This window comes from Curvibacter sp. PAE-UM (assembly GCF_001432305.1).
Classification (GTDB): domain Bacteria; phylum Pseudomonadota; class Gammaproteobacteria; order Burkholderiales; family Burkholderiaceae_C; genus Hylemonella.
The window spans coordinates 2,176,740-2,202,101 of the sequence record NZ_KQ483358.1; the positions used below are offsets into that span (position 1 = coordinate 2,176,740).

26 protein-coding genes are annotated in these 25,362 nt (G+C 65.7%); 21 read left to right on the plus strand and 5 right to left on the minus strand.

Annotation, left to right across the window (positions count from 1 at the left end):
- Positions 1-100: 100 nt before the first annotated feature.
- From AO057_RS10575 to dnaB, 11 genes are all read left to right on the plus strand, one after another.
- Positions 101-397, plus strand: a complete 297-nt coding sequence (locus AO057_RS10575; RefSeq protein WP_057675682.1) for a hypothetical protein — start codon at positions 101-103, stop codon at positions 395-397.
- Positions 394-981, plus strand: a complete 588-nt coding sequence (locus tag AO057_RS10580) for a tetratricopeptide repeat protein (RefSeq protein ID WP_057675684.1) — start codon at positions 394-396, stop codon at positions 979-981. The genes AO057_RS10575 and AO057_RS10580 overlap by 4 nt, the downstream gene beginning before the upstream one ends.
- Positions 982-1,115: 134 nt before the next feature.
- Positions 1,116-1,376 (plus strand): DUF4212 domain-containing protein, encoded by a 261-nt coding sequence (locus AO057_RS10585; RefSeq protein ID WP_057675686.1) that lies wholly within the window; start codon positions 1,116-1,118, stop codon positions 1,374-1,376.
- Positions 1,377-1,378: 2 nt separating this feature from the next.
- Complete coding sequence (locus AO057_RS10590; protein ID WP_057675688.1) at positions 1,379-3,505, plus strand: sodium:solute symporter family protein; 2,127 nt, start codon at positions 1,379-1,381, stop codon at positions 3,503-3,505.
- Between the two features lie 102 nt (positions 3,506-3,607).
- The gene (locus AO057_RS10595) at positions 3,608-5,539 is read left to right on the plus strand and encodes a DUF294 nucleotidyltransferase-like domain-containing protein (protein WP_057675691.1); all 1,932 of its coding nucleotides are present in this window, start codon (positions 3,608-3,610) and stop codon (positions 5,537-5,539) included.
- Complete coding sequence (locus AO057_RS10600) at positions 5,536-6,186, plus strand: 3'-5' exonuclease (protein ID WP_057675693.1); 651 nt, start codon at positions 5,536-5,538, stop codon at positions 6,184-6,186. The genes AO057_RS10595 and AO057_RS10600 overlap by 4 nt, the downstream gene beginning before the upstream one ends.
- Positions 6,187-6,299: 113 nt before the next feature.
- On the plus strand, positions 6,300-6,665 hold the full coding sequence (rpsF, locus tag AO057_RS10605; protein WP_057675696.1) for a 30S ribosomal protein S6: 366 nt from the start codon (positions 6,300-6,302) through the stop codon (positions 6,663-6,665).
- 13 nt (positions 6,666-6,678) lie between these two features.
- On the plus strand, positions 6,679-6,978 hold the full coding sequence (priB, locus tag AO057_RS10610) for a primosomal replication protein N (protein WP_082605513.1): 300 nt from the start codon (positions 6,679-6,681) through the stop codon (positions 6,976-6,978).
- Between the two features lie 12 nt (positions 6,979-6,990).
- The gene (gene rpsR / locus AO057_RS10615) at positions 6,991-7,272 is read left to right on the plus strand and encodes a 30S ribosomal protein S18 (protein WP_057675697.1); all 282 of its coding nucleotides are present in this window, start codon (positions 6,991-6,993) and stop codon (positions 7,270-7,272) included.
- Positions 7,273-7,285: 13 nt separating this feature from the next.
- Positions 7,286-7,738 (plus strand): 50S ribosomal protein L9, encoded by a 453-nt coding sequence (gene rplI / locus AO057_RS10620; protein ID WP_057675699.1) that lies wholly within the window; start codon positions 7,286-7,288, stop codon positions 7,736-7,738.
- Between the two features lie 179 nt (positions 7,739-7,917).
- Positions 7,918-9,330 (plus strand): replicative DNA helicase, encoded by a 1,413-nt coding sequence (dnaB, locus tag AO057_RS10625; RefSeq protein ID WP_057675702.1) that lies wholly within the window; start codon positions 7,918-7,920, stop codon positions 9,328-9,330.
- Between the two features lie 65 nt (positions 9,331-9,395).
- Here dnaB and AO057_RS10630 read toward each other — a convergent pair whose 3' ends face one another.
- From AO057_RS10630 to AO057_RS10640, 3 genes are all read right to left on the minus strand, one after another.
- Positions 9,396-11,081, minus strand: coding sequence for a PhoH family protein (locus AO057_RS10630; protein WP_057675704.1), 1,686 nt, complete (start codon positions 11,079-11,081; stop codon positions 9,396-9,398).
- 182 nt (positions 11,082-11,263) lie between these two features.
- Complete coding sequence (locus AO057_RS10635) at positions 11,264-11,755, minus strand: peroxiredoxin (RefSeq protein ID WP_057675706.1); 492 nt, start codon at positions 11,753-11,755, stop codon at positions 11,264-11,266.
- A 128-nt stretch (positions 11,756-11,883) separates the two neighbouring features.
- Complete coding sequence (locus tag AO057_RS10640; RefSeq protein WP_057675708.1) at positions 11,884-12,258, minus strand: Mth938-like domain-containing protein; 375 nt, start codon at positions 12,256-12,258, stop codon at positions 11,884-11,886.
- 89 nt (positions 12,259-12,347) lie between these two features.
- Here AO057_RS10640 and AO057_RS10645 point away from each other — a divergent pair, with 89 nt between their 5' ends.
- The 10 genes from AO057_RS10645 (at position 12,348) to AO057_RS10690 (ending at position 22,365) form a co-directional block, all read left to right on the plus strand.
- Complete coding sequence (locus tag AO057_RS10645) at positions 12,348-13,577, plus strand: pyridoxal phosphate-dependent aminotransferase (protein ID WP_057675711.1); 1,230 nt, start codon at positions 12,348-12,350, stop codon at positions 13,575-13,577.
- A gap of 45 nt (positions 13,578-13,622) precedes the next feature.
- Entirely contained in the window at positions 13,623-14,948 is a 1,326-nt protein-coding gene (locus tag AO057_RS10650; protein ID WP_057675713.1) for a homoserine dehydrogenase, read from the plus strand.
- A complete protein-coding gene (gene thrC / locus AO057_RS10655; protein ID WP_057675715.1) occupies positions 14,945-16,360 on the plus strand; it encodes a threonine synthase in 1,416 nt (471 codons plus the stop codon). The genes AO057_RS10650 and thrC overlap by 4 nt, the downstream gene beginning before the upstream one ends.
- 65 nt (positions 16,361-16,425) lie before the next feature.
- Positions 16,426-16,962, plus strand: a complete 537-nt coding sequence (gene mobB / locus AO057_RS10660; protein WP_057675717.1) for a molybdopterin-guanine dinucleotide biosynthesis protein B — start codon at positions 16,426-16,428, stop codon at positions 16,960-16,962.
- Entirely contained in the window at positions 16,959-18,206 is a 1,248-nt protein-coding gene (glp, locus tag AO057_RS10665; RefSeq protein WP_057675719.1) for a molybdopterin molybdotransferase MoeA, read from the plus strand. Before mobB ends, glp begins: the two co-directional genes overlap by 4 nt.
- On the plus strand, positions 18,203-18,454 hold the full coding sequence (moaD, locus tag AO057_RS10670) for a molybdopterin converting factor subunit 1 (protein WP_057675722.1): 252 nt from the start codon (positions 18,203-18,205) through the stop codon (positions 18,452-18,454). Before glp ends, moaD begins: the two co-directional genes overlap by 4 nt.
- A gap of 1 nt (position 18,455) precedes the next feature.
- Positions 18,456-18,935 (plus strand): molybdopterin synthase catalytic subunit MoaE, encoded by a 480-nt coding sequence (gene moaE / locus AO057_RS10675; protein WP_057675724.1) that lies wholly within the window; start codon positions 18,456-18,458, stop codon positions 18,933-18,935.
- A gap of 113 nt (positions 18,936-19,048) precedes the next feature.
- Positions 19,049-20,122 carry an amidohydrolase family protein gene (locus tag AO057_RS10680; protein ID WP_057675725.1) on the plus strand — a complete coding sequence of 358 codons (1,074 nt, stop codon included), beginning with the start codon at positions 19,049-19,051 and terminating at the stop codon, positions 20,120-20,122.
- A 22-nt stretch (positions 20,123-20,144) separates the two neighbouring features.
- Positions 20,145-21,104, plus strand: a complete 960-nt coding sequence (locus AO057_RS10685; RefSeq protein ID WP_082605514.1) for a tripartite tricarboxylate transporter substrate binding protein — start codon at positions 20,145-20,147, stop codon at positions 21,102-21,104.
- A gap of 4 nt (positions 21,105-21,108) precedes the next feature.
- Complete coding sequence (locus tag AO057_RS10690) at positions 21,109-22,365, plus strand: flavin-dependent oxidoreductase (protein WP_057675727.1); 1,257 nt, start codon at positions 21,109-21,111, stop codon at positions 22,363-22,365.
- Here AO057_RS10690 and pbpC read toward each other — a convergent pair.
- Together pbpC and AO057_RS18095 are read right to left on the minus strand one after the other, a co-directional pair.
- On the minus strand, positions 22,362-24,710 hold the full coding sequence (gene pbpC / locus AO057_RS10695) for a penicillin-binding protein 1C (protein ID WP_057675729.1): 2,349 nt from the start codon (positions 24,708-24,710) through the stop codon (positions 22,362-22,364). The genes AO057_RS10690 and pbpC overlap by 4 nt on opposite strands.
- A partial coding sequence (locus AO057_RS18095; RefSeq protein ID WP_205630017.1) for an alpha-2-macroglobulin family protein occupies positions 24,707-25,362 on the minus strand: 656 nt, incomplete at its 5' end. The genes AO057_RS18095 and pbpC, both read right to left, overlap by 4 nt.

The following is a 25,362-nucleotide window of genomic DNA, read 5'->3' on the forward strand; positions in this document are numbered from 1 at the left end:
CTGTCAGGGTTTGACCTTGAAAAGTCAGCCCGAGGTCAGTCCTGTAAGAAAGTCGTAAGCGCCACCCTAACAATGCCCTCAATTGCATTGATAGGTCCCCATGCTCGCTGTTGCGTCCACCATCAAACTGATTGCTGAAATCGCCCTCCTGGCCCTCTTGGGCCAGTGGCTGCTGGGCCTGCTGGCCGGCGCGAAGAAAGAACAGAACCTGTTCTATCAAATCCTGCAGATCATGACCCGGCCCTTTGTCTCCGTGGCCCGGCTGCTGACCCCCAAACTGGTGCTGGACCGCCACGTGCCCCTGGTGGCCTTCCTGCTGCTGATCTTCATCTGGCTGGGCGCCACGATCTACAAGATCCAGACCTGCCTGCAGATCGGCGTGGAGCTGTGCAAATGAACGCCACCCTGAGCTACCTCTCCCTCAAGCTGCAGGCCATCGCGCTGCTGGTGTTCAACCAGAAGGCGTCGGCGCTCGATCGCTTCGAACAGATGCTGGCCTTGCGCCCCGATGACTTCTACGCCCTGGCCAGCCGGGCCCATGTGCTGGCCCAGCAGGGCCTCAAGGCCGAGGCCCTGGCCGCGCAGGAGCAGCTGGCGGCCCGCCATGCGGACAATCTGGCGGCCTGGTTCAACCTCGGCTACATGCTTGAGGAAGCCGGCCAGCACGCACGCGCCGAGGAAGCCTTTCGCCGCGTCATCGGGATCGACCCCAAGATGGACCGCGCCTGGTATGGCCTGGCCCTGGTCCTGATCCAGACGCGCCGCTTCGACGAAGCCGTCGCGGCCCTCAAGACCAATACAGAACTGCAGCCCATGAGCCCGTTCGGCTGGTATCAGCTGGCGCGGGTTCATGTGGACCGGCACGAGCCCGACGAGGCGGTGAAGATCATTCGCCACCTCAAGGGTTTCGAGCCGAAAGTGGCCGCCCAGCTGGAACGCGAGACCGGGTTGCGAGCAACCCCGGCCACGTCGACCAGCTGAGCGGGTACTTGATGGCCCCGGTGCAAGCCGGGGCCGGATAACGATAAGCCGCGATCCGGCTTGCAGGCCACGACGTGAGACACGTGGTGATCGCGAAATGCCCGAGAGGGTGACTTTGTTGGAGGTAGGTAAACATGCAGTTGACCGAAAGCCACCGCCATTACTGGCGCAAGAACCTGAATATCACCGGCATCCTGCTGGCGATCTGGTTCGTCGTGACGTTCGTCGTGAGCTATTTCGCCCGCGACCTGAATTTCAATTTCTTCGGCTGGCCGTTCAGCTTCTGGATGGGAGCGCAGGGTTCGCTGATCATCTATGTGCTGATCATCGGCTACTACGCCCGTTACATGAACAAACTGGACATCGAGCACGATGTTCATGAAGGGGAGGAGTAATCATGGCTGGAATGTTTGGTTCTGACTCTGACGGCACCTCCAGTGCTGCCGCCACCAAGGCGTTCAAGCAAAACCTGAACAAGGTTTACAAGTGGTACACCGGTGGTTTCCTGGTGTTCGTGGTGGCCCTGGCCATCCTCGAGCAGATGGGCCTGCCGCGTAGCTGGATCGGCTTCATCTTCCTGCTCGCCACCATCGGCCTGTATGCCGGTATCGGCATCATGAGCCGTACCACCGACGCCGCGGAATACTACGTGGCCGGTCGTCGTGTGCCTGCCGTCTACAACGGCATGGCCACCGGCGCTGACTGGATGTCGGCCGCCTCCTTCATCGGCATGGCGGGTACCCTGTACCTGACCGGTTATGCGGGCCTGGCCTTCATCATGGGCTGGACCGGCGGCTACTGCCTGGTGGCCCTGTTCCTGGCGCCCTATATGCGCAAGTTCGGCCAGTTCACCATCCCTGACTTCCTGGGCGAGCGTTATGGCGGCAACGTGCCGCGCTTCCTGGGCATCCTGGCGGCCATCCTCTGCTCCTTCACCTACGTGGTGGCGCAGATCTACGGCGTGGGCCTGATCACCGCCCGCCTGACCGGCGTGGCTTTCGAGATCGGGATTTTCCTGGGCCTCGGCGGTATCCTGGTGTGTTCCTTCCTCGGCGGCATGCGCGCCGTGACCTGGACCCAGGTGGCGCAGTACATCATCCTGATCGTGGCCTACATGATCCCGGTGGTGTGGCTGTCCGTGAAGCAGACCAATGTGCCGATCCCGCAGGCCATCTACGGCTACCAGCTGGAGAAGGTCACCGCCAAGGAAAAGCTGCTGACCAACGATCCGAAGGAAATCGAAGTCCGCGAGATCTTCAAGCAGCGCTCCGCCGCCCTGGCCGAGAAGCTCAAGGATCCCGCCGCTGCGCTGGCTGCCGACAAGGCCGTTGCCGCGCAGAAAGTGACGGATCTGAAGGCCGCCAATGCACCGGGGGCCGACATCACGGCCGCCGAGAAGGCCCTGGCTGCCCTGCCCAAGGACGCTGCTGCTGCCAAGGCAGCCTGGACCGCTGCCAAGGCTGGTGCCGACGTCAAGTCGCGCCCGCTCAACGGCATGCCCCCCCACGCGGCCCAGTTCTCGGGTGACCCCAAGGGTGATGCCGCAGCCCAGAAGGCCTACGACGTTTCGCGTCGTAACTTCCTGGCGCTGATCTTCTGCCTGATGGTGGGTACTGCCGCGTTGCCGCACATCCTGATGCGCTACTACACCGTGCCCAGCGTGCGCGAAGCCCGTGAGTCGGTGACCTGGTCGCTGTTCTTCATCTTCCTGCTGTACTTCACGGCGCCGGCCCTGGCCGTGCTGGTGAAGTTCGAGGTGTTCAACGTGTTGATCGGCACACCGTTCGACCAGCTGCCGCAATGGGTGCAGTCCTGGAACCGGGTCGACCCGACGCTGCTGTCCGTGGTGGACATCAACAAGGACAACATCCTGCAGCTCAACGAGATGTCCATCGGTGGCGACATCGTGGTGCTGGCCACGCCGGAAATCGGCGGCCTGCCCTACGTGATCTCCGGCCTGGTGGCCGCTGGCGGCCTGGCTGCTGCGCTGTCGACTGCCGACGGCCTGCTGCTGACCATTGCCAACGCGCTGTCGCACGACCTGTACTACAAGATGATCGACCCGAACGCTTCCACCGCCCGCCGCGTGACCATTTCCAAGGTCCTGCTGCTGGTCGTGGCCCTGTGTGCGGCCTACGTGGCGGCGCAGAAGCCGGCCGACATTCTGTTCCTGGTCTCCGCGGCGTTCTCGTTCGCGGCGGCTGCGTTCTTCCCGGTGCTGGTCCTCGGCATCTTCTGGAAGCGCGCCAGCAACATCGGCGCTTCGCTGGGCATGATCGCCGGCCTGGGCACGACCGTGTACTACATGGTCATGACCCAGCCCTGGCTGCGTGGCATGTTCGGCATCACCTCGCCCATCCAGTTGTGGTGGGACATCCAGCCGATCTCTGCCGGTCTGTTCGGCGTGCCGGTCGGTTTTGCCGTGATCATCCTGGTCAGCCTGGTGACGCCGGCCCCGAGCCAGAAGGTTCAGGAACTGGTCGACCACGTCCGTTACCCGAACCTGGGTGGCAGCAAGGCCTGATGACGATCTGACGCAAGTCAGGACATGAAGCCCGGCAACGCAAGTTGCCGGGCTTTTTTCATGGCATTTGCGCTAAGCTAACCAAGGAGGAGGCAGCCGCCCATGGCAGTACCCAATACGACGAATCAGGCGAGTTCCGGCTCTGTGACTTCAGTGGCCGCCCAGGTACCTTCGGGCAGCCTGCTCGCGAACCTGCGCCAGGAGCTGGCGCGCTACACGCCGTTCTCGCAGATGGCAGCGCCGGAACTTGATTTTTTCCTCGCCCATGCCGAACAGCTTTACTTCGCACCAGGCGAGACGCTGATCGAGCCCGCCAGCGGCGAGGTCACCCAGCTCTTTTTCATACGCCAGGGCGCGGTCAGCGGCAAGCGTGGCTTGGCCGATCTCTCGGGCGGCGCCTTCCAGTTCGAAACCGGTGACCTGTTTCCCATCAGCGCGGCGATCGCCAGGCGCGCCGTGACGGCGACCTACGAGGCCACGGCCGATACCTTCGTCCTGGCACTGCCCGTGGGCGACATGCAGGCGCTGGCGCTCAAGAGCGTGCCTTTCGCTGATTTTCTGAACCGGCGCGTGCTCAAGTTTCTTGAGCTTTCGCGCCAGGCCCTGCAGGTGGCCTATTCCTCGCGCACCCTGGCCGAGCAGTCGCTGGAGACGCGTCTGGGCGATCTGACGCCGCGTACGCCCGTCACCTGCCGGCCCCACACGCCGCTGCGCGAGGCGCTGACCGAGATGCACCAGCGCCGCATCGGTTCCATGCTGGTGACCAGCGAGCGCGGCGAGCCGCTGGGCATCCTCTCGCGCGACGACATCCTCGGGCGGATCACGCTGCAACAGGTGCCGCTGGAGACGCCGATCGGGGAGGTCATGGTGCAGCCGGTGCACCATCTGACGCACGAGCACACGGCCGAAGACGCGGCCCTGCTGATGAGCCGCCACACCATCCGCCACGTGCCCATCACACGCGATGGGGTGGTGGTGGGCATCGTCTCGGAGCGGGATCTTTTTGCCATGCAGCGCCTGAGCCTCAAGCACGTCAGCACCTCGATCCGCGGTGCCGCCGACGTGGACACGCTCAAGCTGGTGGCGCAGGACATCCGCCGTTTTGCGCGCAGCCTGCTGAGCCAGGGCGTGCAGGCGCGCCAGCTCACCGCTCTCATCAGCCACCTCAACGATGTTCTGACCGAACGCCTGCTGGAGCTCAAGGCGGCGCAGCACGGCATCGAACTGGGCCGCCTGTGCTGGCTGGCGCTGGGTTCGGAAGGGCGCAGCGAGCAGACCATCGCCACCGACCAGGACAATGCCCTGATCCTGCCGGACGACATCACGCCCGCACAGCGCCAGCAGGTGCTGGTTTTCGCGCGCGACGTCAACCAGGCGCTGGACGCCTGTGGTTACCCGCTGTGCAAGGGCGGCATCATGGCCGGCAACCCGGACTGCTGCCTGACGCTGCGCGAGTGGCGCGAACGTTTTTCGCACTGGGTCGAACACGGCGCCCCGCAGGACCTGCTCAACGCCAGCATCTATTTCGACTTCCGCCCCTTGGCGGGAGACGCCTCGCTGGCCCAGGCCCTGCGATCGGAGGTCAACCGGTCGGCACAGCGGGTGCCGCGCTTCCTCAAGCAGATGGCGCTCAACGCGCTCACGCGCACGCCGCCCCTGAGCTGGGTGGGCGGCATCGCGGCCGACGATCAGGGCCTGATCGACCTCAAGCTGCAGGGCACGGCCCTCTTCGTCGATGCGGCACGCCTTTATGGCCTGGCGCAGGGGCTGGCGGCCACCGCCACGCGCGAGCGTCTGGAAGCCGTGGGGCCGGTGCTGGGCGTCGAGGCCGCCGAGTACGAGGCCTGGGTGCGTGGCTTCGAGTTCCTGCAGATGCTGCGCCTGCAGATCCAGCTGGAGGGAACGGCCACCGGCGACCAGCCCAACCACATCCGGGTCGACAGCCTCAACGACATTGACCGCCGCATCCTCAAGGAAGCCTTCCGTGTGGCGCGCACCCTGCAGCAGCGCATCCAGCTGGACTACGAACGATGAGCCTGCTGGACTGGCTGCCCGGAGCACGGGCCCGTACCCCGGTGAACGAGGCGCGCTGGGTCATGCTGGACGTGGAAACCAGCGGGCTGGATCCGCACCATGATCGCCTGTTGGCCATCGCCGCCATTGCCCTGCGCGTGGACTGGAAGCGCCGCCGCCTGAGTGTGGACCTGGGTGACAGCTTCGAGGTCGTGCTGCGCCAGGAGCAGGTGACGGAGGCCAAGGACAATATCCTGCTGCATGGCATCGGTGTGCAGCGCCAGCGCGAGGGCATGGCGCCCGACGCCGCCCTGGAGGCCTTTGCCGGTTTTGTCTGGCAGTCGCCTCTGCTGGCCTTCCACGCGGCCTTCGACCAGGCCATGATCACCCGTCACATGCGCCACTACCTCGGGCGCACGCTGCCCAACCCCTGGGTGGACATCGAGCACCTGTGCGCCGTCACGCACGAAAAGGTGCGGGCCCGCTCCCTGGACGAGTGGATGCGGCACTTCGGCATCGAATGCGCGGTGCGTCACCAGGCCGCGGCCGACACCCTGGCCGAATGCGAGCTGTTGCTGCGCGTCTGGCCGCGCGTGGCGGCCCAGTGCGCCGACTGGCGCGGGGTGCAGCGCCTGGCCCGCCAGCAGAGCTGGATCGCCCGCGCCTGAGCGGCTCCCATGGCCGGCTGGCCACGGCTGCGCAGATGGGCTATAATGCTTGGTTCCCACCTTGCCGTACCCCAGTAGACGCCGGGGATGGCTTCAATCCACAAGGAGTATCAATGCGTCATTACGAAATCATCCTCATGATCCATCCGGATCAGAGCGAGCAGGTTCCCGCCATGCTCGAGCGTTACAAGGGCATGATCACCACCGGCGGTGGCAAGATCCACCGCGTTGAAGACTGGGGCCGTCGCCAGATGGTCTACATGATCAACAAGCTGGCCAAGGCCCACTACCTGTGCCTGAACATCGAGGCCGACCAGGCTGTGATGGCTGAACTGGAGCATGCCTTCAAGTTCAACGATGCCGTGCTGCGTCACCTGACGGTTCTGAAGAAGAAGGCCGACACCGGCCCGTCTTCCATGATGAAGACCGTCGAGCGTGAAGACGCCCGCAAGGCACAGCAGGCTGAATTCCAGGCCTGATCGTCAGCGAGGAGTGAACCCCGGCACCAACCAGCTGGACCTGAATGCTTCGATCGCAGAGCTGAGTGCCATGCGATATACCCCGGCCGGCGTGCCGGCCCTGGATCTGAGACTCGAACACGAGTCGCTGCGCCAGGAAGCAGGACAGGAACGGCAGGTGAAAGCCAGCGCCAAGGCGGTTGCCTTTGGCGCGCTGGCCGAGCGGCTTGCGAAGCAGGCGGTCGGCAGCAGCTGGAGGTTCCAAGGCTTTGTCGCCACTCCCCGCAACGGCAAGAACCTGGTGTTTCACATCCAAGATTTCAGTCAAGATTAAACAGGAGGCCCCATGGCCACGTTCAAGAAATTCAACAAAGACAAGCGCCCCAAGCGCAACACCCAGTCGCTGCTGTTCAAGCGCAAGCGCTTCTGCCGCTTCACCGTCGCTGGCGTCGAGGAAATCGACTACAAGGACATCGACACGCTGCGTGATTTCGTCGCCGAAAACGGCAAGATCATCCCGGCCCGTCTGACCGGCACCCGCGCCATCTACCAGCGCCAGCTCAACACCGCCATCAAGCGCGCTCGCTTCCTGGCGATGCTGCCGTACAGCGACCAGCACCGCATCTAAGGAAGACCAGACCATGCAAATCATTCTGCTCGACAAGGTCGTGAACCTGGGTAACCTCGGCGAAATCGTCAAGGTGAAAGACGGCTACGCCCGCAACTTCCTGATCCCCTCCGGCCGCGCCCGTCGCGCTACCGAAGCGGCCAAGAAGGACTTCGAAGTCCGCCGCGCCGAACTGGAAAAGGCTGCTGCCGCCAAGCTGGCCGAATCCCAGGCCCTGGGCGAGAAGCTGGCCGGCACCACCCTCAAGCTGACCCAGAAGGCCGGCGTGGACGGTCGCCTGTTCGGCTCCGTCACCAATTTCGACATCGCCGAAGAGCTGGTCAAGGCCGGCTACCAGGTGAGCAAGGCAGCCGTGCGCATGCCCAACGGCCCGATCAAGATGGTCGGCGACAGCACGGTCAGCGTGGCCCTGCACACCGATGTGGTCGTCGAGATCACCATCTCCGTGTACGGCGAAACCGCCTGATCCGGCTGATCTCCTGAAAAGCCGCCGGGCCCTGGCCCAGGCGGCTTTTTTATTGCCGACGGAGTTGTCCTTGCAAGTCCACAGCCTGCCCACAGTTATTCAGTGGGTTGTCCACAGCATTTCACTCGACGCTGGGCGCGCCGCGTCGTAGGATAGAAAACCACAAGGAACACCACTGAATGTCAGCCGTATTGACCGCCGTAGACGATAGCTACGGCCCGGACCGCCAGATCGCGCAACTGCGTGTCCCGCCGCACTCCATCGAGGCCGAGTCCAGCGTGCTGGGGGGGCTGTTGCTGGACAACGCCGCCTGGGACCGCGTCAACGACCTGCTGGGCGATGGTGACTTCTACCGTTACGAGCACCGCCTGATCTACAGCGCCATCGGCCAGCTGATCAACGGCAGCCGCCCGGCCGACGTGATCACCGTCTTCGAACAGCTGCAAAGCCAGGGCAAGGCCGAGGAAACCGGCGGCCTGGCCTACCTGAACGCCCTGGCGCAGTACGTTCCCAGCGCCGGCAACATCCGCCGTTACGCCGAGATCGTGCGCGAGCGCGGCATCCTGCGCAAGCTGGTGGCGGCCAGCGACGAGATCGCCACCAACGCCTTCAACCCGCAGGGCCGGCCGGTGGCGACCATCCTGGACGAATCCGAACAGAAGATCTTCAACATCGGGGAAGAAGGCTCGCGCATGAAGCGCGGCTTCCAGTCCATGGATACCCTGGTGGTGGACCTGCTGGACCGCGTGCAGGAGATGGCCGACAACCCCAACGACATCACGGGCGTACCCACCGGCTTCTATGACCTGGACCGCATGACCTCCGGCCTGCAGCCGGGCGACATGATCGTGCTGGCCGCGCGCCCCTCCATGGGCAAGACGGCCTTTGCCATCAACATTGCCGAGCACGTGGCGCTCAACGAGCAGTTGCCGGTGGCGGTGTTCTCCATGGAAATGGGCGCGGCCCAGTTGGCGGTGCGTATCGTGGGTTCCATCGGCCGCATCGACCAGGGCCATCTGCGTACCGGCAAGCTGACGGATGAAGAGTGGCCGCGCCTGACCGAGGCCATCGAGAAGCTGCGCACCATCTCCCTGCACATCGACGAGACCGCCGGCCTGACCGCCAGCGAGCTGCGCGCCAATGCACGCCGCCTGGCGCGCCAGTGCGGCGGCAAGCTCGGTCTCATCGTGGTCGACTACCTGCAGCTCATGAGCGGTTCCTCCGGCAACGACGAGAACCGCGCCACCGAACTCGGCGAGATCTCGCGCGGCATGAAGATGCTGGCCAAGGAGCTGGGCTGCCCCCTGATCGCGCTCTCGCAGCTCAACCGCAGCGTGGAGACCCGCCCCGACAAGCGACCCATGATGAGCGACCTGCGTGAGTCCGGTGCCATCGAGCAGGACGCCGACATCATCATGTTCATCTACCGCGACGAGTACTACACCAAGGACGCCTGCAAGGAACCGGGTGTGGCCGAGATCATCATCGCCAAGCAGCGTAACGGCCCGACGGGCGTGGTGAAGCTGGCTTTCCTCAAGAACCTGACGCGTTTCGAGAGCCTGGCCGGTGGTTACGGCAGCGGCGACTTCTGAGCCGCCTCGACAATGAGAAAAGGGGCCTGAGGGCCCCTTTTTAATGGGTCATTGACCCGCAAGCTTCAGAGAACCTCGCTCGCGAAATCAGCCAGCCGCGAGCGTTCGCCGCGCGCCAGCGTGATGTGCCCGCCGTGCGGCCAGCCCTTGAACTTGTCGACCGCGAAGGTCAGGCCCGAGGAGCCTTCGGTCAGGTAGGGCGTGTCGATCTGTGCCAGGTTGCCCATGCAGATGATCTTGGTGCCGGGGCCGGCGCGCGTGATCAGGGTCTTCATCTGCTTGGGCGTCAGGTTCTGCGCCTCGTCGATGATGACGTACTTGTTCAGGAAGGTGCGCCCTCGCATGAAGTTCATGCTCTTGATCTTGATTCGGCTGCGGATCAGCTCGCTGGTGGCGGCACGCCCCCATTCGCCGGCGCCGGTGTCGGTCTTGGAGAGCACTTCCAGGTTGTCGTCCAGCGCGCCCATCCAGGGGCCCATCTTCTCCTCCTCGGTGCCGGGCAGGAAGCCGATGTCCTCGCCCACGCTCACGGTGGCCCGGGTCACGATGATCTCGGTGTAACGGCGCTCGTCCAGCACCTGGGTCAGGCCGGCGGCCAGGGCCATCAGCGTCTTGCCGGTGCCGGCCGTGCCGGTCAGGGTGACGAAGTCCACCTCGGGGTCCATCAGCAGGTTCATGGCGAAGTTCTGCTCGCGGTTGCGCGTGGCCACGCCCCAGACGGCGTGCTTGAGGTGGGTGTAGTCCTTGAGCGTCTTGAGCACGGCGCTTTTGCCGCGGATCTCGGTCACGCGGGCGTAGAAGCTCGGTTCACCCGGTGCTTCGAAGTAGACAAACTGGTTGATCAGCAGGCTGGGCACGACGGGCCCGGTGATGCGGTAGAAGGTGTGCGGGCCCTGCTGCCAGCTTTCCACGCTCTGGCCTTCGGTGGTCCAGAAGTCGGGCGGCAGCGCCAGCGAGCCGGAGTAGAGCAGGTCGCCGTCTTCCAGGGTCTTGTCGTTCTGGTAGTCGTCGGTGGCCAGGCCCAGGGCGCGCGCCTTGACGCGCATATTGATGTCCTTGGAGACCAGCACCACCTCGCGCGGCGCGTACTGCACGCGCAGTGCCTCCACCACGCCCAGGATCTGGTTGTCGGCCTTGCCCTGGGGCAGGCTGGTGGGCAGGGTGTAGTTGAGAGGTTGCGTCTGGAAGAAGAGCTTGCCGCCGGCTTCGCGGTGGCCGGTGCTGTCAAGCTTGAGGCCGGTGGTCATGTCGGCACCCTGGGCGCCGGCCAGCGCGTCCAGCGAGCGGCTGGTCTGGCGGGCGTTGCGCGCCACCTCGGTCATGCCCTTCTTGTGGCCGTCGAGTTCCTCCAGCACGATCATGGGCAGGAAGATGTCGTGCTCCTCGAAGCGGAACAGGCACATGGGGTCGTGCATCAGCACATTGGTGTCGAGCACGAAGAGCTTGGCCGGACCGGTCGGGGTGGTCTTTTTCGAGCGCGGTCGGTCCTGTGGTTTCTCCTGGGCGCTGGGGGCGGGGCGGGGCGGCGTGCGCCGGGTCTCCACCTGGATGGCAGGGCCCAGGGCGTCGGCGCCCAAGCTCGCGCCATGTTCGAACAGGTCGCGCGCCTGAGCCTTGTTCAGGGATTCGGGGGCGCCGTCGAAGGAGGCCGAGGTCTTGCGGCCGCTACGTGGCTTGCCACGGGCCGGGGCTTCGAAGGCTTCAGGAGAGAGGAGGGCGGCGCGTTTGGTGGGGGCGGGAGGCAGGGGCATGGGTGGTGGGGCTGGAGGAGAGTGGGGTGGTTGCCGTGCGGAAAACAAAAAAGCCGCCCGGTAAACCTGGGCGGCTTTGTTTGGCGTGAGCAGTTGCAAACCTCAACGGCATGAATTCATTATGCATGAGCCGTCTGAAAGTACATGCCCCTGTTGCTCAAAAGCATCAGGGCCGGTCAAGCTCAGGCGGTAGCAGCGGCGGCGGCTTTCTTCAGGGCCTTGACGGCCTTGAGGACCTCGTCCACATGGCCGGGGACCTTGAGGCCGCGCCATTCCTGCTTGAGGATGCCATCGGCGCCGATCAGGAAGGTGCTGCGCTCGATGCCCTTGACCTTCTTGCCGTACATGATCTTGTTCTTGACCACGCCGAACATGTGGCACATCTTTTCTTCGGTGTCGGCGATCAGCTCGAAGGGGAGTTCCAGCTTGGACTTGAACTCGTCGTGCGACTTCATGTTGTCGCGCGAGACGCCAAAAACCATGGCGCCGGCCTTGACGAAATCCTTGTATTTGTCGCGGAACTGCATGGCTTCCGTGGTGCAGCCCGGGGTGTTGTCCTTGGGATAGAAATACAGGACCAGGGTCTGACCGAGATGGGAGGTGTTGGAAACCCGGATGCCACTGGTGGCGTTGGCTTCGAATTCCGGAATCGGTTTGTTGACAACAATCGCCATAGGACTCAAATCTTGTGTGACAGCAGCTGTCGGAAAAGGGTCGGGATGCTTGCCGTGACAGCGGGGCTCGGGGTCCGACTCAACCCGGTGATTTTACCCTGAAATCCATGCCCTGGCGCCACCCAGGGCTAGGGAGTTTCCAGTAACAGCGCGGCCACCACGTGCCGGCCTTCGCCGGCGAGGATGTTGTAGGTGCGGCAGGCGGCCGCCGTGTCCATGGTTTCCAGCCCGATGCCCAGGGCCACCAGGGTCTGCAACCATTCGGGGCGGGGGAAACGCAGGCGCGCGCCGCTGCCAAAGAGCACCAGTTCCGGGCGCATTTCGGCCAACGTGGCGAAGTGCACGGCCTGCAGGTCTTGGTAGCGGCGGCATTCCCAGACCTGGCGCTCGCCGCGCGAACCGAGCACGAGGCTGGTGCTGAATTTTTCAGCATCCACGGCAATCCAGCCCGGACCGTAGCCGTTGATGGTCTGGACCGTGGGTTTATCAGGCTGGAGTTTCATGAAAGGACTTGGTTCTGTGGTCAAATTATAGGTTTCGCTTCGTCTAAAGGCTGGCTGTTGCATGCCAGCCTGTGTATCCCGGAGGGACTTTGAAAACCATACGCAAATCGGAAAAGCTGGCCAACGTCTGCTACGACATCCGCGGCCCCATCATGGAGCGCGCCAAGCAGATGGAGGAGGAGGGCCACAGCATCATCAAGCTCAACATCGGCAACCTGGCCGTGTTCGGTTTTGATTCGCCCGAGGAAATTCGCCAGGACATGATCCGCAACCTGCCCAATGCGGCAGCGTATTCCGACAGCAAGGGCATCTTCGTCGCGCGCAAGGCGGTGATGCAGTACACCCAGGAGCAGGGTATCAAGGGTGTTTCGCTCGATGACATCTACCTGGGCAACGGCGCCAGCGAGCTCATTGTCATGGCCACCAACGGCCTGCTCAACGACGGCGACGAGATGCTGCTGCCCGCGCCCGACTATCCCTTGTGGACGGCGGCCGTCAGCCTCTCGGGCGGCACGCCCGTGCACTATCTGTGCGACGAGGCCAACGGCTGGATGCCCGACCTCAAGGACATCCGGGCCAAGATCACGCCGCGTACCAAGGGCATCGTGGTCATCAACCCGAACAACCCGACCGGCGCGCTGTACTCCGACGAGTTGCTCAAGGGCATCGTCGAGATCGCCCGTGAGCACAACCTGGTCATCATGGCCGATGAGGTCTACGACAAGGTGCTGTACGACGGCGTCAAGCACACCGCCCTGGGCAGCCTGTCGGACGATGTGCTGACGCTGACCTTCAACTCGCTCTCCAAGAGCTATCGCTCCTGCGGCTACCGCGCCGGCTGGATGGTGGTCTCGGGCGACAAGAAGCCGGCCAAGGACTACATCGAGGGGCTGAACATGCTGTCCTCGATGCGCCTGTGCGCCAATGTGCCGGGCCAGTCCGCCATCCAGACCGCGCTGGGCGGGTACCAGACCATCAACGACCTGGTGCACGAGGGCGGCCGCCTGCGCCGCCAGCGCGACATCGCGTACGAGCTGATCACCGCCATCCCCGGCGTCTCCTGTGTCAAGCCGCAGGCCGCCTTGTACATGTTCCCGCGGCTCGACCCCAAGGTCTACCCGATCGAGGACGACAAGCAGTTCATCCTGGAACTGCTGGAGGAGACGCGCGTGCTGCTGGTGCAGGGTTCGGGTTTCAACTACCCGGACAACCAGCATTTCCGCATCGTTTTCCTGCCGCACGAGGACGATCTGCGCGAGGCCATCGGCCGTGTCGCCAAATTCCTCGAGAGCTACCGCAAGCGCCAAGCGCACGCCTGAAATCTGCAAGAAGGCGCCCGTACGGCGCCATGGACTGAGTCAAAGATGAAAGCTATACAAGTAGGCCTGCTGGGCATCGGCACCGTCGGCTCGGGCACGTACAACGTGCTCAAGCGCAACCAGGAAGAGATCAAGCGTCGCGCCGGCCGCGGCATCGAGATCACCATGGTGGCCGACCTCGACGTGGCGCGTGCCCAGTCCCTCGTGGGCCCGGGCGTCAAGGTCGTCAACGACGCGCGTGCCGTCATCGCCAACCCCGAGATCGACATCGTGATCGAACTCATCGGTGGTTACGGCATCGCCAAACAGCTGGTGCTCGAAGCCATCGCGGCCGGCAAACACGTGGTCACGGCCAACAAGGCCTTGCTGGCCGTGCACGGCACCGAGATCTTCGCCGCGGCTTCGGCCAAGGGCGTGATGGTGGCTTTCGAAGCGGCCGTCGCCGGTGGCATTCCCATCATCAAGGCCCTGCGCGAAGGCCTCACGGCCAACCGCATCCAGTGGATCGCCGGCATCATCAACGGCACCACCAACTTCATCCTGTCCGAGATGCGTGACAAGGGCCTGGATTTCGACGTGGTGCTCAAGGAGGCGCAGCGCCTGGGCTACGCCGAGGCCGATCCCACCTTCGATATCGAGGGTGTGGACGCCGCGCACAAGGCCACCATCCTCTGCTCCATCGCCTTCGGCGTTCCGGTGCAGTTCGACAAGGCCTATGTCGAGGGCATCACCAGGCTGGCCGCGCAGGACATCCGCTACGCCGAGCAACTGGGCTATCGCATCAAGCTGCTGGGCATCACCAAGCGCACGGCCAAGGGCATCGAGCTGCGTGTGCATCCCAGCCTGGTACCGTCCAAGCGCCTGCTGGCCAATGTGGAGGGCGCGATGAACGCCGTGGTGGTCAACGGCGACGCCGTCGGCACCACGCTGTACTACGGCAAGGGTGCGGGTTCCGAGCCCACGGCCAGTGCCGTGATCGCCGACCTGGTGGACATCGCCCGCCTGCACACGGCCGACCCGCTGCACCGCGTGCCGCACCTGGCCTTCCAGCCCGATGCCATGAGCAACCTGCCCGTGCTGCCCATGAGCGAGGTGGTGACCAGTTATTACCTGCGCCTGCGCGTGGCCGACCAGGCCGGCGTGCTGGCCAAGGTCACCGGCATTCTGGCCGAGTCCGGCATCAGCATCGACGCCGTGCTGCAGCGCGAGGCCGATGAAGTGGGCGGCGAAGGCTCCACCCAGACCGACCTCATCATCCTCACGCACGATGCGCGTGAAGGCACCATGAACGACGCCCTGGCCAGGCTGCAGGCCCTGCCCACCGTGTTGGCGCCCATCGTGCGCATCCGCAAGGAAGAGCTGGCCGGATGAAATATCTTTCGACCCGCGGCCACGCCGACCGCAAGCGCTTCTGCGAAATCCTGCTCGAAGGCCTGGCGCCCGATGGCGGCCTCTACCTGCCCGAGTCCTACCCGAAGGTGGACGAGGCCACGCTCGCCCAATGGCGCGGCTTGCCTTATGCCGACCTGGCCTTCGAGATCCTCTCGCTCTACATCGACGATATCCCGGCCGTTGACCTGCGCGCCATCTGCCGCAAGACCTATACCGAGGCGGTGTTCGGTACCAAGGAGATCGTGCCGCTCAAGAAGCTGGAGAACGGCGTCCATCTCGAAGCCCTGTCCAACGGCCCCACGCTGGCCTTCAAGGACATGGCCATGCAGCTGCTGGGTAACCTGTTCGAGTACGAACTGGGCCGCCGCGGCGAGCAACTCAACATCCTGGGCGCCACCAGCGGTGACACCGGCAGCGCGGCCGAGTACGCCATGCGCGGCAAGCAGGGCGTGCGCGTCTTCATGACCAGCCCGCACGGGCGCATGAGCCCTTTCCAGCAGGCCCAGATGTTCAGCCTGCAGGACGCCAACATCCACAACCTGGCGGTCAAGGGTGTGTTCGACGACTGCCAGGACATCGTCAAGGCCGTCTCCAACGACCTGGACTTCAAGCGCCAGTACAAGATCGGCACCGTCAACTCCATCAACTGGGCGCGCCTGGTGGCCCAGGTGGTGTACTACTTCGCCGGTTATTTCCAGGCGACGAAGAGCAATACGGAGAAGGTCAGCTTCACCGTGCCCTCGGGCAATTTCGGCAACGTCTGTGCCGGCCATGTGGCGCGTTTGATGGGCCTGCCCATCGAGCGCCTGGTGGTGGCCACCAACGAGAACGACGTGCTCGACGAGTTCTTCCGCACCGGCGTCTACCGCGTGCGCGGCAGCGCCGACACGCACGAGACCTCCAGCCCGTCCATGGACATCTCCAAGGCCAGCAACTTCGAGCGCTTCGTGTTCGACCTGCTGGGCCGTGATGGCGAAAAGGTCAAGTCCCTGTTCGGTGAGCAGATCGGCAAGAGCGGCCGTTTCGACCTCAGCGCCGATCCGGCGTTTGCTTTGGCCCGCAGCCGTTATGGTTTTGTCAGCGGCAAGAGCACGCATGCTGACCGTCTCGCTACCATCCGTGACACCTGGGAGCGTTTCGGCGTGATGATCGACACGCACACCGCCGATGGCGTCAAGGTGGCGCGCGAGCACTTGCGGCCGGGTGTGCCCATGATCGTGCTGGAGACGGCGTTGCCCATCAAGTTCGCGGCGACCATCGTCGAGGCGCTGGGGCGCGAGCCCGAGCGGCCGGCCAGGTTCGAAGGCATCGAGCAATTGCCCAAGCGCGTGGTCGTGATCGCGGCCGATGTGCAGGTGGTCAAGGACTACATCGTCCGGCACTGCGCCTGAGTTGTCGTTCCGCTCCGGGGTCAATTTGTGTGCTATCAAAAACATAGCTTTGGAGTGATCATTTCATGAAAGTGGTGGGTTTCGCCGGTTACTCCGGTTCGGGCAAGACCACCCTGGTCGAGCAGCTCATCCCCGCGCTCAAGCTGCGCGGCCTGCGGGTGTCCGTGGTCAAGCACGCCCACCACAAGTTCGATATCGACCACCCGGGCAAGGACAGCTGGCGGCACCGCGAGGCCGGTGCTTTCGAGGTGGTCATTGCCTCCAACCGCCGCCTGGCTCTGATGCGCGAGTTCGAACAGGAGCACGAGCCCAAGGTGCACGAGCTGATCGCCGAGCTGTATGACGGGGTGGACTGGGTGCTGGTCGAAGGTTTCAAGAACAGCGACCTGCTCAAGGTCGAGGTCTGGCGCGCCGAGGTCGGCAAACCTGTACGGTACCCCGAGGACGCCTTCATCGCCGCCGTCGCCACCGACGACGCCAGCCGGCTGCCGGTGCCCACAGGCCTGGACCTGCTGGATCTCAACGACCCCGACGCCGTGGCCGGATGGCTGGTGGCCCATGGCGAGCGTTTCGAATACAGCCCCGAGGTTTACACCGCATGAATGCGCCGCGTGCTCCGCTGAAGTCGCTGGATGAGGCGCTGGCGGCGCTGCTGGCCCACGCCACGCCGCTGGCGGGCACGCAGACGGTGAGCACCTTTGATGCCGACGGCCGCGTGCTCGCCCAGGACCTGGTCTCGGCCCTGCACGTGCCGCCGCAGGACAACAGCGCCATGGACGGTTATGCCCTGCGCTGCGCCGACGTGCCCGCTGCCGGCACCGTGCTGCAGGTCACGCAGCGCATCCCGGCCGGCCACCACGGCCACGCCCTGGAGCCGCAAGCCGCCGCGCGCATTTTCACCGGCGCGCCGGTGCCGCCTGGGGCCGATGCCATCGTCATGCAGGAAGACTGCGAGGTGGTGGAGGAGGGTAGCGTGCGCGTGAACACCGTGCCCCGCAGTGGCCAGTGGATCCGCCGGGCCGGCGAGGACGTCACGCGCGGCGCCGTGGTGCTGGCGCGCGGCCAGCGCCTGGGCCCCGCCGCGCTGGGCATGGCCGCCGGTATCGGCCTGAGCCAGCTGACCGTGGTGCGCCGCCCGCGCGTGGCCCTGTTTTCCACTGGCGACGAACTGGTCATGCCGGGTGAGGTGCCGCCCGAGCAGATGGCGCCCGGCGCCATCTACAACTCCAACCGCTTCTTCCTGCGTGCGCTGCTGCAGCGCCTGGGTTGCGAAGTCACCGACTACGGCATCGTGCCGGACCAGCGCGAGGCCACCCTCCAGGCCCTGCAGGGTGCGGCCCAGAACCACGACCTGGTGCTGACCAGCGGCGGTGTGTCGGTGGGTGAGGAAGACCACATCAAGCCTTCCGTGCAGCAACTCGGCGAGCTCGATCTCTGGCAGATCTCCATGAAACCAGGCAAACCGTTTGCCTACGGCAAGCTCTACCGCGGCGGCCCGCAGGACGCCTGCCACTTCGCCGGCCTGCCCGGCAACCCGGTCTCCAGCTACGTCACCTTCATGCTGCTGGTCCGGCCTTTCCTGCTGCGCCTGCAGGGCGTGGCCGATGTGACGCCAGTGCGCATGGCCTTGCCGGCGCACTTCGACCTGCCGCGCGGTGACAAGCGCCGTGAGTTCCTGCGTGTGCGCCGCAACGCCGCCGGTGGCCTGGATCTGTTCCCCAACCAGAGCTCGGGTGTGCTGACCTCGGCCGCCTGGGGCGACGGCCTGGTCGACAACCCGGCCAACACGACGATCGCCCAAGGCGATATCGTGCAGTTCATATCCTTTGCGGAGCTGATGGGATGAAGGTCAACGTCAAATACTTCGCTTCCATCCGCGAGAGCGTGGGCACGGGCAGCGAGCCGCTGCAGACCACGGCGACCACACTGGGTGCGCTGCGCGACGAGCTGATCGCCCGCGGCGGCGCCCATGCCCAGAGCCTGGCACGCGGCCGTGCCGTGCGCGTGGCGCTCAACCAGGTCATGAGCGGCGAGGACGCCGCGCTGACCGAAGGCTGCGAAGTGGCCTTCTTCCCGCCGGTAACCGGAGGCTGAGATGGCCGCGCGCGTCGTCATCCAGACCCAGGACTTCGACGTCGGCGCCGAGATCGCTGCGCTGCGCGCGCAGGACAAGCGGGTAGGGGCCGTGTGCACCTTCATTGGTACCGTGCGCGACCGCAACGACGGCCAGTCGGTGAGCACCATGGAGCTGGAGCACTACCCCGGCATGACCGAGAAGTCGATCGAGGACATGATCGATGCGGCCTTCCAGCGTTTCGACATCTACGCTGCCCGCGTCATCCACCGCGTGGGGCCGCTGTTGCCGCTGGACCAGATCGTGCTGGTGGTCGTCACCTCGGCGCACCGCGGCGAGAGTTTCCAGGCCTGCGAGTTCCTGATGGACTACCTCAAGACCCAGGCGCCGTTCTGGAAGAAGGAACAGACGCCCGAGGGCGCGCGCTGGGTCGACGCCCGTGTCAGCGACGACCAGGCCCTGGCCAAGTGGGGCATCGCCTCCGGCAATTCCGCGACCTGATCGCCCGGACTTCCCCGGGATTCCCGGGCGCCATCGGTAGAAACCTCAGTGTCGGTGGGTCGGTCCTGACCTTAGGATGGTAAGAGTTCTTATCAATACCCAGGATCGATGGCATGGAGATCAAGCTCCCCAATCTGGCCAACCCGGCCCCCCCGCAAAAGGCGCCCTACCTGCGCATTGCCACCGAAGAGGCGTTTGCCACGCAGGAGATGATCGACATCTACAAGAAGATCCTGGCGCGCGGCGACGCCGACGCCGGCTTTCGCGGCCTGATGGGCTTCTACATGAGCAGCCCCAGCGAGCGGGCCCAGCACATCATGCGCGGCCTGCTGGACCTGGACCAGCTGCGCCTGCAGCACATGGACGCGGCAGGTGTAGACATGGCCGTGCTCGCCTTGACCTCGCCGGCCGCGCAGGTCATGGACAAGGCCACCGCCGTGTCCTTTGTGCAAACCGCCAATGACCAGCTGGCCGAAGCCGTGCGCCGCCACCCCACGCGCCTGGCCGGCATGATCGCCATCGCCCCGCAAGACCCGGCCGCCGCCGCCAAGGAGATCGAGCGCGGCGTGCGCAAGCTGGGCATGCACTCGGTCATCATCAACTCGCACACCCAGGGCGAGTACCTGTCCGACCCGAAGTTTTGGGACATCTTTGCCGCCGCCGAGGCGAACGACGCACCCATCTACCTGCACCCCAATGCGCTGCCGCCCGGCATGCTGCAGCCCTTCCAGGAATGCGGGCTGGACGGCGCCATCTACGGCTTCGGCGTGGAGACCGGCCTGCACGCCATGCGCATCATCACGGCTGGCGTGTTCGACCGTTTCCCCAGGCTGCGCATGATCCTCGGCCACATGGGCGAGGCGCTGCCTTTCTGGGCCTACCGCCTGGACTACATGCACCAGGCCACGGTGAAGTCCAAGCGTTACCCGAGCATCCAGCCCATCAAAAAACGCCCCAGCGAGTACCTGCGCGAGCACTTCTACATCACCAACAGCGGCGTGGCCTGGGAACAGGCCATCAAGTTCACGCAGGATTTCATGGGCACCGACCGTGTGATGTACGCCATGGACTATCCCTACCAGTACGCACCCGATGAAGTGAACCTGCTCGACGCCATGGACATGCCGCTGGCGCACAAGCGCCAGTTCTTCCAGACCAATGCCGAAACCGTGTTCAAACTGAAGTAATCCACGAGACGAGGAGACCGAGATGAAGACGATCAAGCATCTGTTCGCAGGGCTGCTCCTGCTGGCCGGCGCTGCCGGCGCCCAGACCTGGCCCGCGCAGACCGTGCGCATCATCGTGCCCTTCACGCCGGGCACCGGCATGGACACCATCGCCCGCACCGTGGCGCCGCGCCTGTCCGAGCGCCTGGGCCAGCCCGTGGTGGTGGCCAATGCGCCGGGCGCCAGCGGCAACATCGGCGCCGACCAGGTGGCCAAGAGCAGCCCCGACGGTTACACCGTGCTCATGGGCGCCAACACCATGCTCATGGCCTCGCAGCTCTACAAGAACGTGCCCTTCGACCCGGTGAAGGACTTTGCCCCCGTCTCCATGGCGGCCTGGGGCACGCTGATGCTGGTGGCCAACCCCAAGACCGGCATCAAGTCCCTGGCAGACCTGCTGGCCCAGGCCCGCGCCAAGCCCGGCAGCATCAGCTACGGCTCGCCCGGTGTCGGCACGCCGCACCACATGGCCATGGAACTCTTCAAGGTGCAGACGCAGACCTTCATGCTGCACGTGCCCTACCGCGGCTCGGCCGGCTACACCACGGACCTGCTTGCGGGCGAACTCAACGTGGGTTTCCTGCCGGTGCACGTGGCGCAGGGTTTCGTCAACAGCGGGCGGCTCAACGCCCTGGCCGTGGGCAGCCCCAAGCGCCACCCGGTGTCGCCCAACGTGGCCACCTTCGAGGAACTGGGCGCCAAGGGTGTGGACGTGGACCTCTGGTACGCCTTCTTCGTGCCGGGCAAGACGCCTGCGACTGTGCAGCAACGCCTGAACGGCGAGATCGCTGCCATCCTCAAGCTGCCCGAAGTGCGCGAGGTGCTGGGCAAGGCCGGCCTGGACGCGGCATCCTCCACCCCGGCGGAGCTCATGACCATCGTGAACAAGGACTACCCGCGCTGGGGCAACGTGATCCGGCGCAACGGCATCAAGGCGGAGTAAGCCCATGGGCGAGTTGCATCAGGGCACCCGCATCGCCGTCGTGGGCGGGGGCGTTGCCGGTCTGGGCCTGGCCCTGTCCCTGCACCAGCGCGGCATCGCCTGCGACGTGTACGAGGCCGTGCCCGAGGTGAAGGAGCTGGGTGTGGGCATCACGCTGCTGCCGCACGCCATGCGCGAGCTGGCCGCACTGGGCGTGCAAAGCAAGCTGGAGGCCGTGGGCATCGAGAACCTGGAGAGCGTGTTCTTCAACCGCTACGGCCAGTACATCTACAAGGAGCCGCGCGGGCGGCACGCCGGTTATCCCCACCCGGAGGTCGGCATCCACCGCGGCAAGCTGCACCGCATCCTGTACGAGGAGGCGCTGCAGCAGATCGGCCCGCAGCGCATCCATACCGACCACCGCTGCACGGGGGTCGAGCAGGACGCCATGGGTGCCACCGTGCACTTCGTCGATGTCCAGGGGAACAAGCGCCCCAGCGTGCGGGCCGACATCGTCATCGCCTGTGACGGCGTCAACTCCACCATCCGCCGCCAGTTCTATCCGGACGAGAAGGTGGCCTTCGCCGGCATCAACACCTGGCGCGGTGTCACCGTGCACAAGCCCATCCTGACGGGCAAGAGTTATATGCGCGTGGGCTCCATCCACACCGGCAAGATGGTGATCTACCCCATCGTCGACAACGTGGACGGGCAGGGCAACCAGCTCATCAACTGGATGGCCGAGATCCAGCACGAGGGCGAGTCCATGAACGACTGGAACCGCCCCGGCAACAAGGCCGACTTCGAGGCCATCTACGCCGACTGGAAGTTCGACTGGCTCGACGTGCCCGCCCTCATCGCCAACGCCCAGCACATCCTCGAGTACCCCATGGTCGACAAGGACCCGGTGGCACGCTGGACTTTTGATCGCGTGACCTTCATGGGCGACGCTGCCCACCCCATGTACCCGCGCGGCTCCAACGGCGCCGCCCAGGGCCTGATCGACGCGCGCACGCTGGCCGAACTGCTGGCCGTCACACCGGATGCGCAGGCCGCCCTGCAGGTCTACGACCAGGCCCGCGTGGAGCCCACCGCCCGCGTGGTCCAGACCAACCGCACGGCGCCGCCCGATCTCATCAACATCAAGGTCGATGAACTCAGCGGCGGCAAGCCCTTCCGCCATATCGACGACCTCATCAGCCAGGAAGAGCTGCGCCAGATCTCCGAGAACTACAAACGCGTCGCCGGCTTCTCGCAGGACGCGCTGAAAGCCCCGCGCTAGCGCTCCTGCGCCAGCACCTCGAACTGGCGCGACAGGCGGTTGCCCTGCGGGTCCACCACCGTCACGCTGTGCGTGCCCACCGGGATGTCCAGCGCGCGCTGGTGGAAGGTGCGCGTGCTGCCGATGTAGGTATCGTCCAGGTGCCAGTGCAGCGTGGTCTCGCGCTCGCGGTGCACGGCCTCGAACACGACCCGGCTTTTCGTCTCGGCCAGGTCCATCGGGATATAGATGCGCGTGCCCGCCGTGGGGTAGAGAAACTCGATCGGCGCGCGCGAGGGGCCGCTGCCCGCGCAGTCGCTGCGGTAGGGCGGCAGCACCTTGTAGTCACCATGGTGCCGGCGGTAGAAGAATTCCGGTCCCGGCGGCAGCACGAACCAGTTGGCCTGCACCATATGGGCCACGCGCTCGCAACCGCTGTCCACGCGCTGGCGGCGTGTGCGGTCCAGGTGCACGCGGATGTTGTGCGGGCTGAGCTGGTCGAAGTGGCTGTCGCGCGGCGCCCATTGCCGCTCGGTCTCGCAATTGCCGTTGGCCAGGTAACCATCGTTGGCGCAGACCTCCACCTCCTTGAGATGCTGCGCGGGCGGGTTGAACCAGCCGGCCGGCTCCAGGCGATTGAACAGGTCGAACAGGATGGGGGCCGCCGCCGTGGCCCCGGTCAGGCCCGGGCGGCCTTCGCCGCTGGCGTTGCCCGCCCAGACGGCCACGGTATGGCGCGTCGTGTTGCCCACGGCCCAGGCATCGCGCAGGCCCCAGCTGGTGCCGGTCTTCCAGGCGATGCGCCGGCTGCTGGCAAAACTCTTCCAGTAACCCTCCTCGTTGGGGCGCGCCACTTCGAGCAGCGCGCGCAGCGTGAGCCAGGCCGCACCGGGGCTGATCTCGGCGACCTTGCCGCCGGTGCTGTCGCCGTCGGCCAGCAGCTTGAGCCGGCGGTAGTGGATGGGCGCGGCCGGGCCGTCCTTGCGCGCGATGTCGGCCATGTTGGCGTACATGGCCGCCACGTCGCGCAGCGTGGCCTCGGCCCCGCCCAGGATCAGCGTCAGGCCGTAGTCGTCCGGCTTGCGGGTGAGGGTGCTCATGCCGAACTGGCGCAGGTATTCGTGGAAGCGCTGCACGCCGTGCTGCTTGAGCATGCGCACCGAGGGCACGTTGAGCGACTGCGCCAGCGCCACTTCCGCCGGCACCGCGCCGCGGTAGCCGTGGTCGAAGTTCTCCGGCATGTAGCCGCCGTACTGCGTGGGCACGTCGGCCACCAGCGTGCCGGGCAGGATCTCGCCGGCATCCAGCATGGCCGCGTAGAGGAAGGGCTTGAGGATGCTGCCCGTGCTGCGCGGGCGACGGATCAGGTCCACCGCATGGCCGCGCTCGTTGTTCACCGCCCATTCGTTGTTGCCCACATAGGCCAGCACCTCGAAGCTGTGGTGGTCCACGATCAGCGCCGCCGCGTTGTGGATGTCCTGGCGCGCCAGGGCGGCGGCGCGCTCGCGCACCAGGGCCGTCGCGGCGGCCTGCAGCCGCGCGTCCAGCGTGCTGTGGAAGCGGTAGGTGCCCGGGTGCTGGGCACGCAGCGTTTCCAGCAGGTGCGGGGCCTGTTGCGGCAGGGGCAACGGTTCGACCGGCAGCGGTTCGCGCAGGGCCAGGGCCAGGTCCATCTCGCCCAGGGCGCCCTGGGTATGCAGCTGGCGCAGCAGGCGGTCGCGCTTGGCCTGCAGCTTGTCGCGGTTGCGCCCTGGGTGGATCAGCGCCGGGCTGTTGGGCAGCACGGCCAGCGTGCTGGCCTCGGCCCAGGAGAGCTGGTCCGGCGCCCGGCCGAAATAGCGCCAGGCGGCGGCTTCCAGCCCGATCACGTTGCCGCCGAAGGGCGCGTGCCCCGCGTACAGCGCCAGGATCTCGGCCTTGCTGTAGCCCAGCTCCAGCCGCAGGGCGAGCAGGGACTCGACCAGTTTTTCGATATAGCCGCGATCACGCGCGTCGCGTGCCAGGCGGATCACCTGCATGCTCAGCGTGCTGCCGCCGCTGACGACGCGGCCCTGCTGCAGGTTCAGGCGGATGGCCCGCGCCAGCGCCAGCGGGTCGACGCCCGGGTGCTGCTCGAAACGCTTGTCCTCGAAAGTGATCAATGCGCGCCGGAACTTCTGCGGCACCTGATCCGTGGGCGGAAAGCGCCATTGCCCGTCATCGGCGATGCGTGCCCCCAGCAGCGTGCCGTCGCGCGCCTGCAGCACGCTGGACAGCGGCTGTTCGAACAGCGGATCGGGCAGGCTGCGCCAGACGCCCAGCGCGATCGCCAGGGCGGCAACCGCGGCCAGGGTCCGGCGCCGGTGGCGCCACAGCCAGGCTTTCATTTCGCCGGCACGACCTCCACCCACTGGCCCTTGGTGCGCGCATGCTTGGTCGCGTCGTACATGGCCTCCACGGTCTGGCTGGGCAGGTAGAAGCGTCCCAGGTAGGCGGCGGTCAGCCGGGTCTTGAAGCTGATGCTCTCGCCGGGCTTCAGGCCGAAGTAGCGCAGCACGCGGTCGTCACGGATGTCCAGGTGCTCGACGCGGCCCGTGGTCTCGGCCCGCGAGCCGAGGAAGAAGGGGCTGGTCCGCTGGGCCGGCTTGCTGCGCGTGCCCGCGGTGTCCGCGCCGTCCATGCGCTCGTTGTGGATCTCGTAGCCCGCCGCCACCATCTGCGTCAGCGCGATGTTGTCGATGCGCTGGGCCGTGGTGTTGCGCACCGTGACCTCGGCCACGATGTCCTGGCCCTGGGGCAGCTTGTCCAGCTCGATCGGGCCGCCGTCGGCCGTCCGGTAGTCGACCTCCAGCGCCAGGCCGGACGAGGCGGCCTCGTCGGTGCCGGGCTTGGGCGTGCCGCGCACCAGCAGGGTGGCGAACAGCGGCCGGTCCGAGGTGTTCTTCACGCGCACCGGTGCGCCCTGGAGCGGGAAGTCCTTGAGCTCGGTCGTGTCCACGGGCGCGCCCGCGCGCAGGCGCTCCGTGCGCCCGCCCGGCG

Bases quoted from the DNA above. Each gene is read 5' to 3' on its own strand.
- AO057_RS10575 (WP_057675682.1), top strand. From the start codon at position 101: ATGCTCGCTGTTGCGTCCACCATCAAACTGATTGCTGAAATCGCCCTC.
- AO057_RS10580 (WP_057675684.1), top strand. From the start codon at position 394: ATGAACGCCACCCTGAGCTACCTCTCCCTCAAGCTGCAGGCCATCGCG.
- AO057_RS10585 (WP_057675686.1), top strand. From the start codon at position 1,116: ATGCAGTTGACCGAAAGCCACCGCCATTACTGGCGCAAGAACCTGAAT.
- AO057_RS10590 (WP_057675688.1), top strand. From the start codon at position 1,379: ATGGCTGGAATGTTTGGTTCTGACTCTGACGGCACCTCCAGTGCTGCC.
- AO057_RS10595 (WP_057675691.1), top strand. From the start codon at position 3,608: ATGGCAGTACCCAATACGACGAATCAGGCGAGTTCCGGCTCTGTGACT.
- AO057_RS10600 (WP_057675693.1), top strand. From the start codon at position 5,536: ATGAGCCTGCTGGACTGGCTGCCCGGAGCACGGGCCCGTACCCCGGTG.
- rpsF (WP_057675696.1), top strand. From the start codon at position 6,300: ATGCGTCATTACGAAATCATCCTCATGATCCATCCGGATCAGAGCGAG.
- rpsR (WP_057675697.1), top strand. From the start codon at position 6,991: ATGGCCACGTTCAAGAAATTCAACAAAGACAAGCGCCCCAAGCGCAAC.
- rplI (WP_057675699.1), top strand. From the start codon at position 7,286: ATGCAAATCATTCTGCTCGACAAGGTCGTGAACCTGGGTAACCTCGGC.
- dnaB (WP_057675702.1), top strand. From the start codon at position 7,918: ATGTCAGCCGTATTGACCGCCGTAGACGATAGCTACGGCCCGGACCGC.
- AO057_RS10630 (WP_057675704.1), bottom strand. From the start codon at position 11,081: ATGCCCCTGCCTCCCGCCCCCACCAAACGCGCCGCCCTCCTCTCTCCT.
- AO057_RS10635 (WP_057675706.1), bottom strand. From the start codon at position 11,755: ATGGCGATTGTTGTCAACAAACCGATTCCGGAATTCGAAGCCAACGCC.
- AO057_RS10640 (WP_057675708.1), bottom strand. From the start codon at position 12,258: ATGAAACTCCAGCCTGATAAACCCACGGTCCAGACCATCAACGGCTAC.
- AO057_RS10650 (WP_057675713.1), top strand. From the start codon at position 13,623: ATGAAAGCTATACAAGTAGGCCTGCTGGGCATCGGCACCGTCGGCTCG.
- thrC (WP_057675715.1), top strand. From the start codon at position 14,945: ATGAAATATCTTTCGACCCGCGGCCACGCCGACCGCAAGCGCTTCTGC.
- mobB (WP_057675717.1), top strand. From the start codon at position 16,426: ATGAAAGTGGTGGGTTTCGCCGGTTACTCCGGTTCGGGCAAGACCACC.
- glp (WP_057675719.1), top strand. From the start codon at position 16,959: ATGAATGCGCCGCGTGCTCCGCTGAAGTCGCTGGATGAGGCGCTGGCG.
- moaD (WP_057675722.1), top strand. From the start codon at position 18,203: ATGAAGGTCAACGTCAAATACTTCGCTTCCATCCGCGAGAGCGTGGGC.
- moaE (WP_057675724.1), top strand. From the start codon at position 18,456: ATGGCCGCGCGCGTCGTCATCCAGACCCAGGACTTCGACGTCGGCGCC.
- AO057_RS10680 (WP_057675725.1), top strand. From the start codon at position 19,049: ATGGAGATCAAGCTCCCCAATCTGGCCAACCCGGCCCCCCCGCAAAAG.
- AO057_RS10685 (WP_082605514.1), top strand. From the start codon at position 20,145: ATGAAGACGATCAAGCATCTGTTCGCAGGGCTGCTCCTGCTGGCCGGC.
- AO057_RS10690 (WP_057675727.1), top strand. From the start codon at position 21,109: ATGGGCGAGTTGCATCAGGGCACCCGCATCGCCGTCGTGGGCGGGGGC.
- pbpC (WP_057675729.1), bottom strand. From the start codon at position 24,710: ATGAAAGCCTGGCTGTGGCGCCACCGGCGCCGGACCCTGGCCGCGGTT.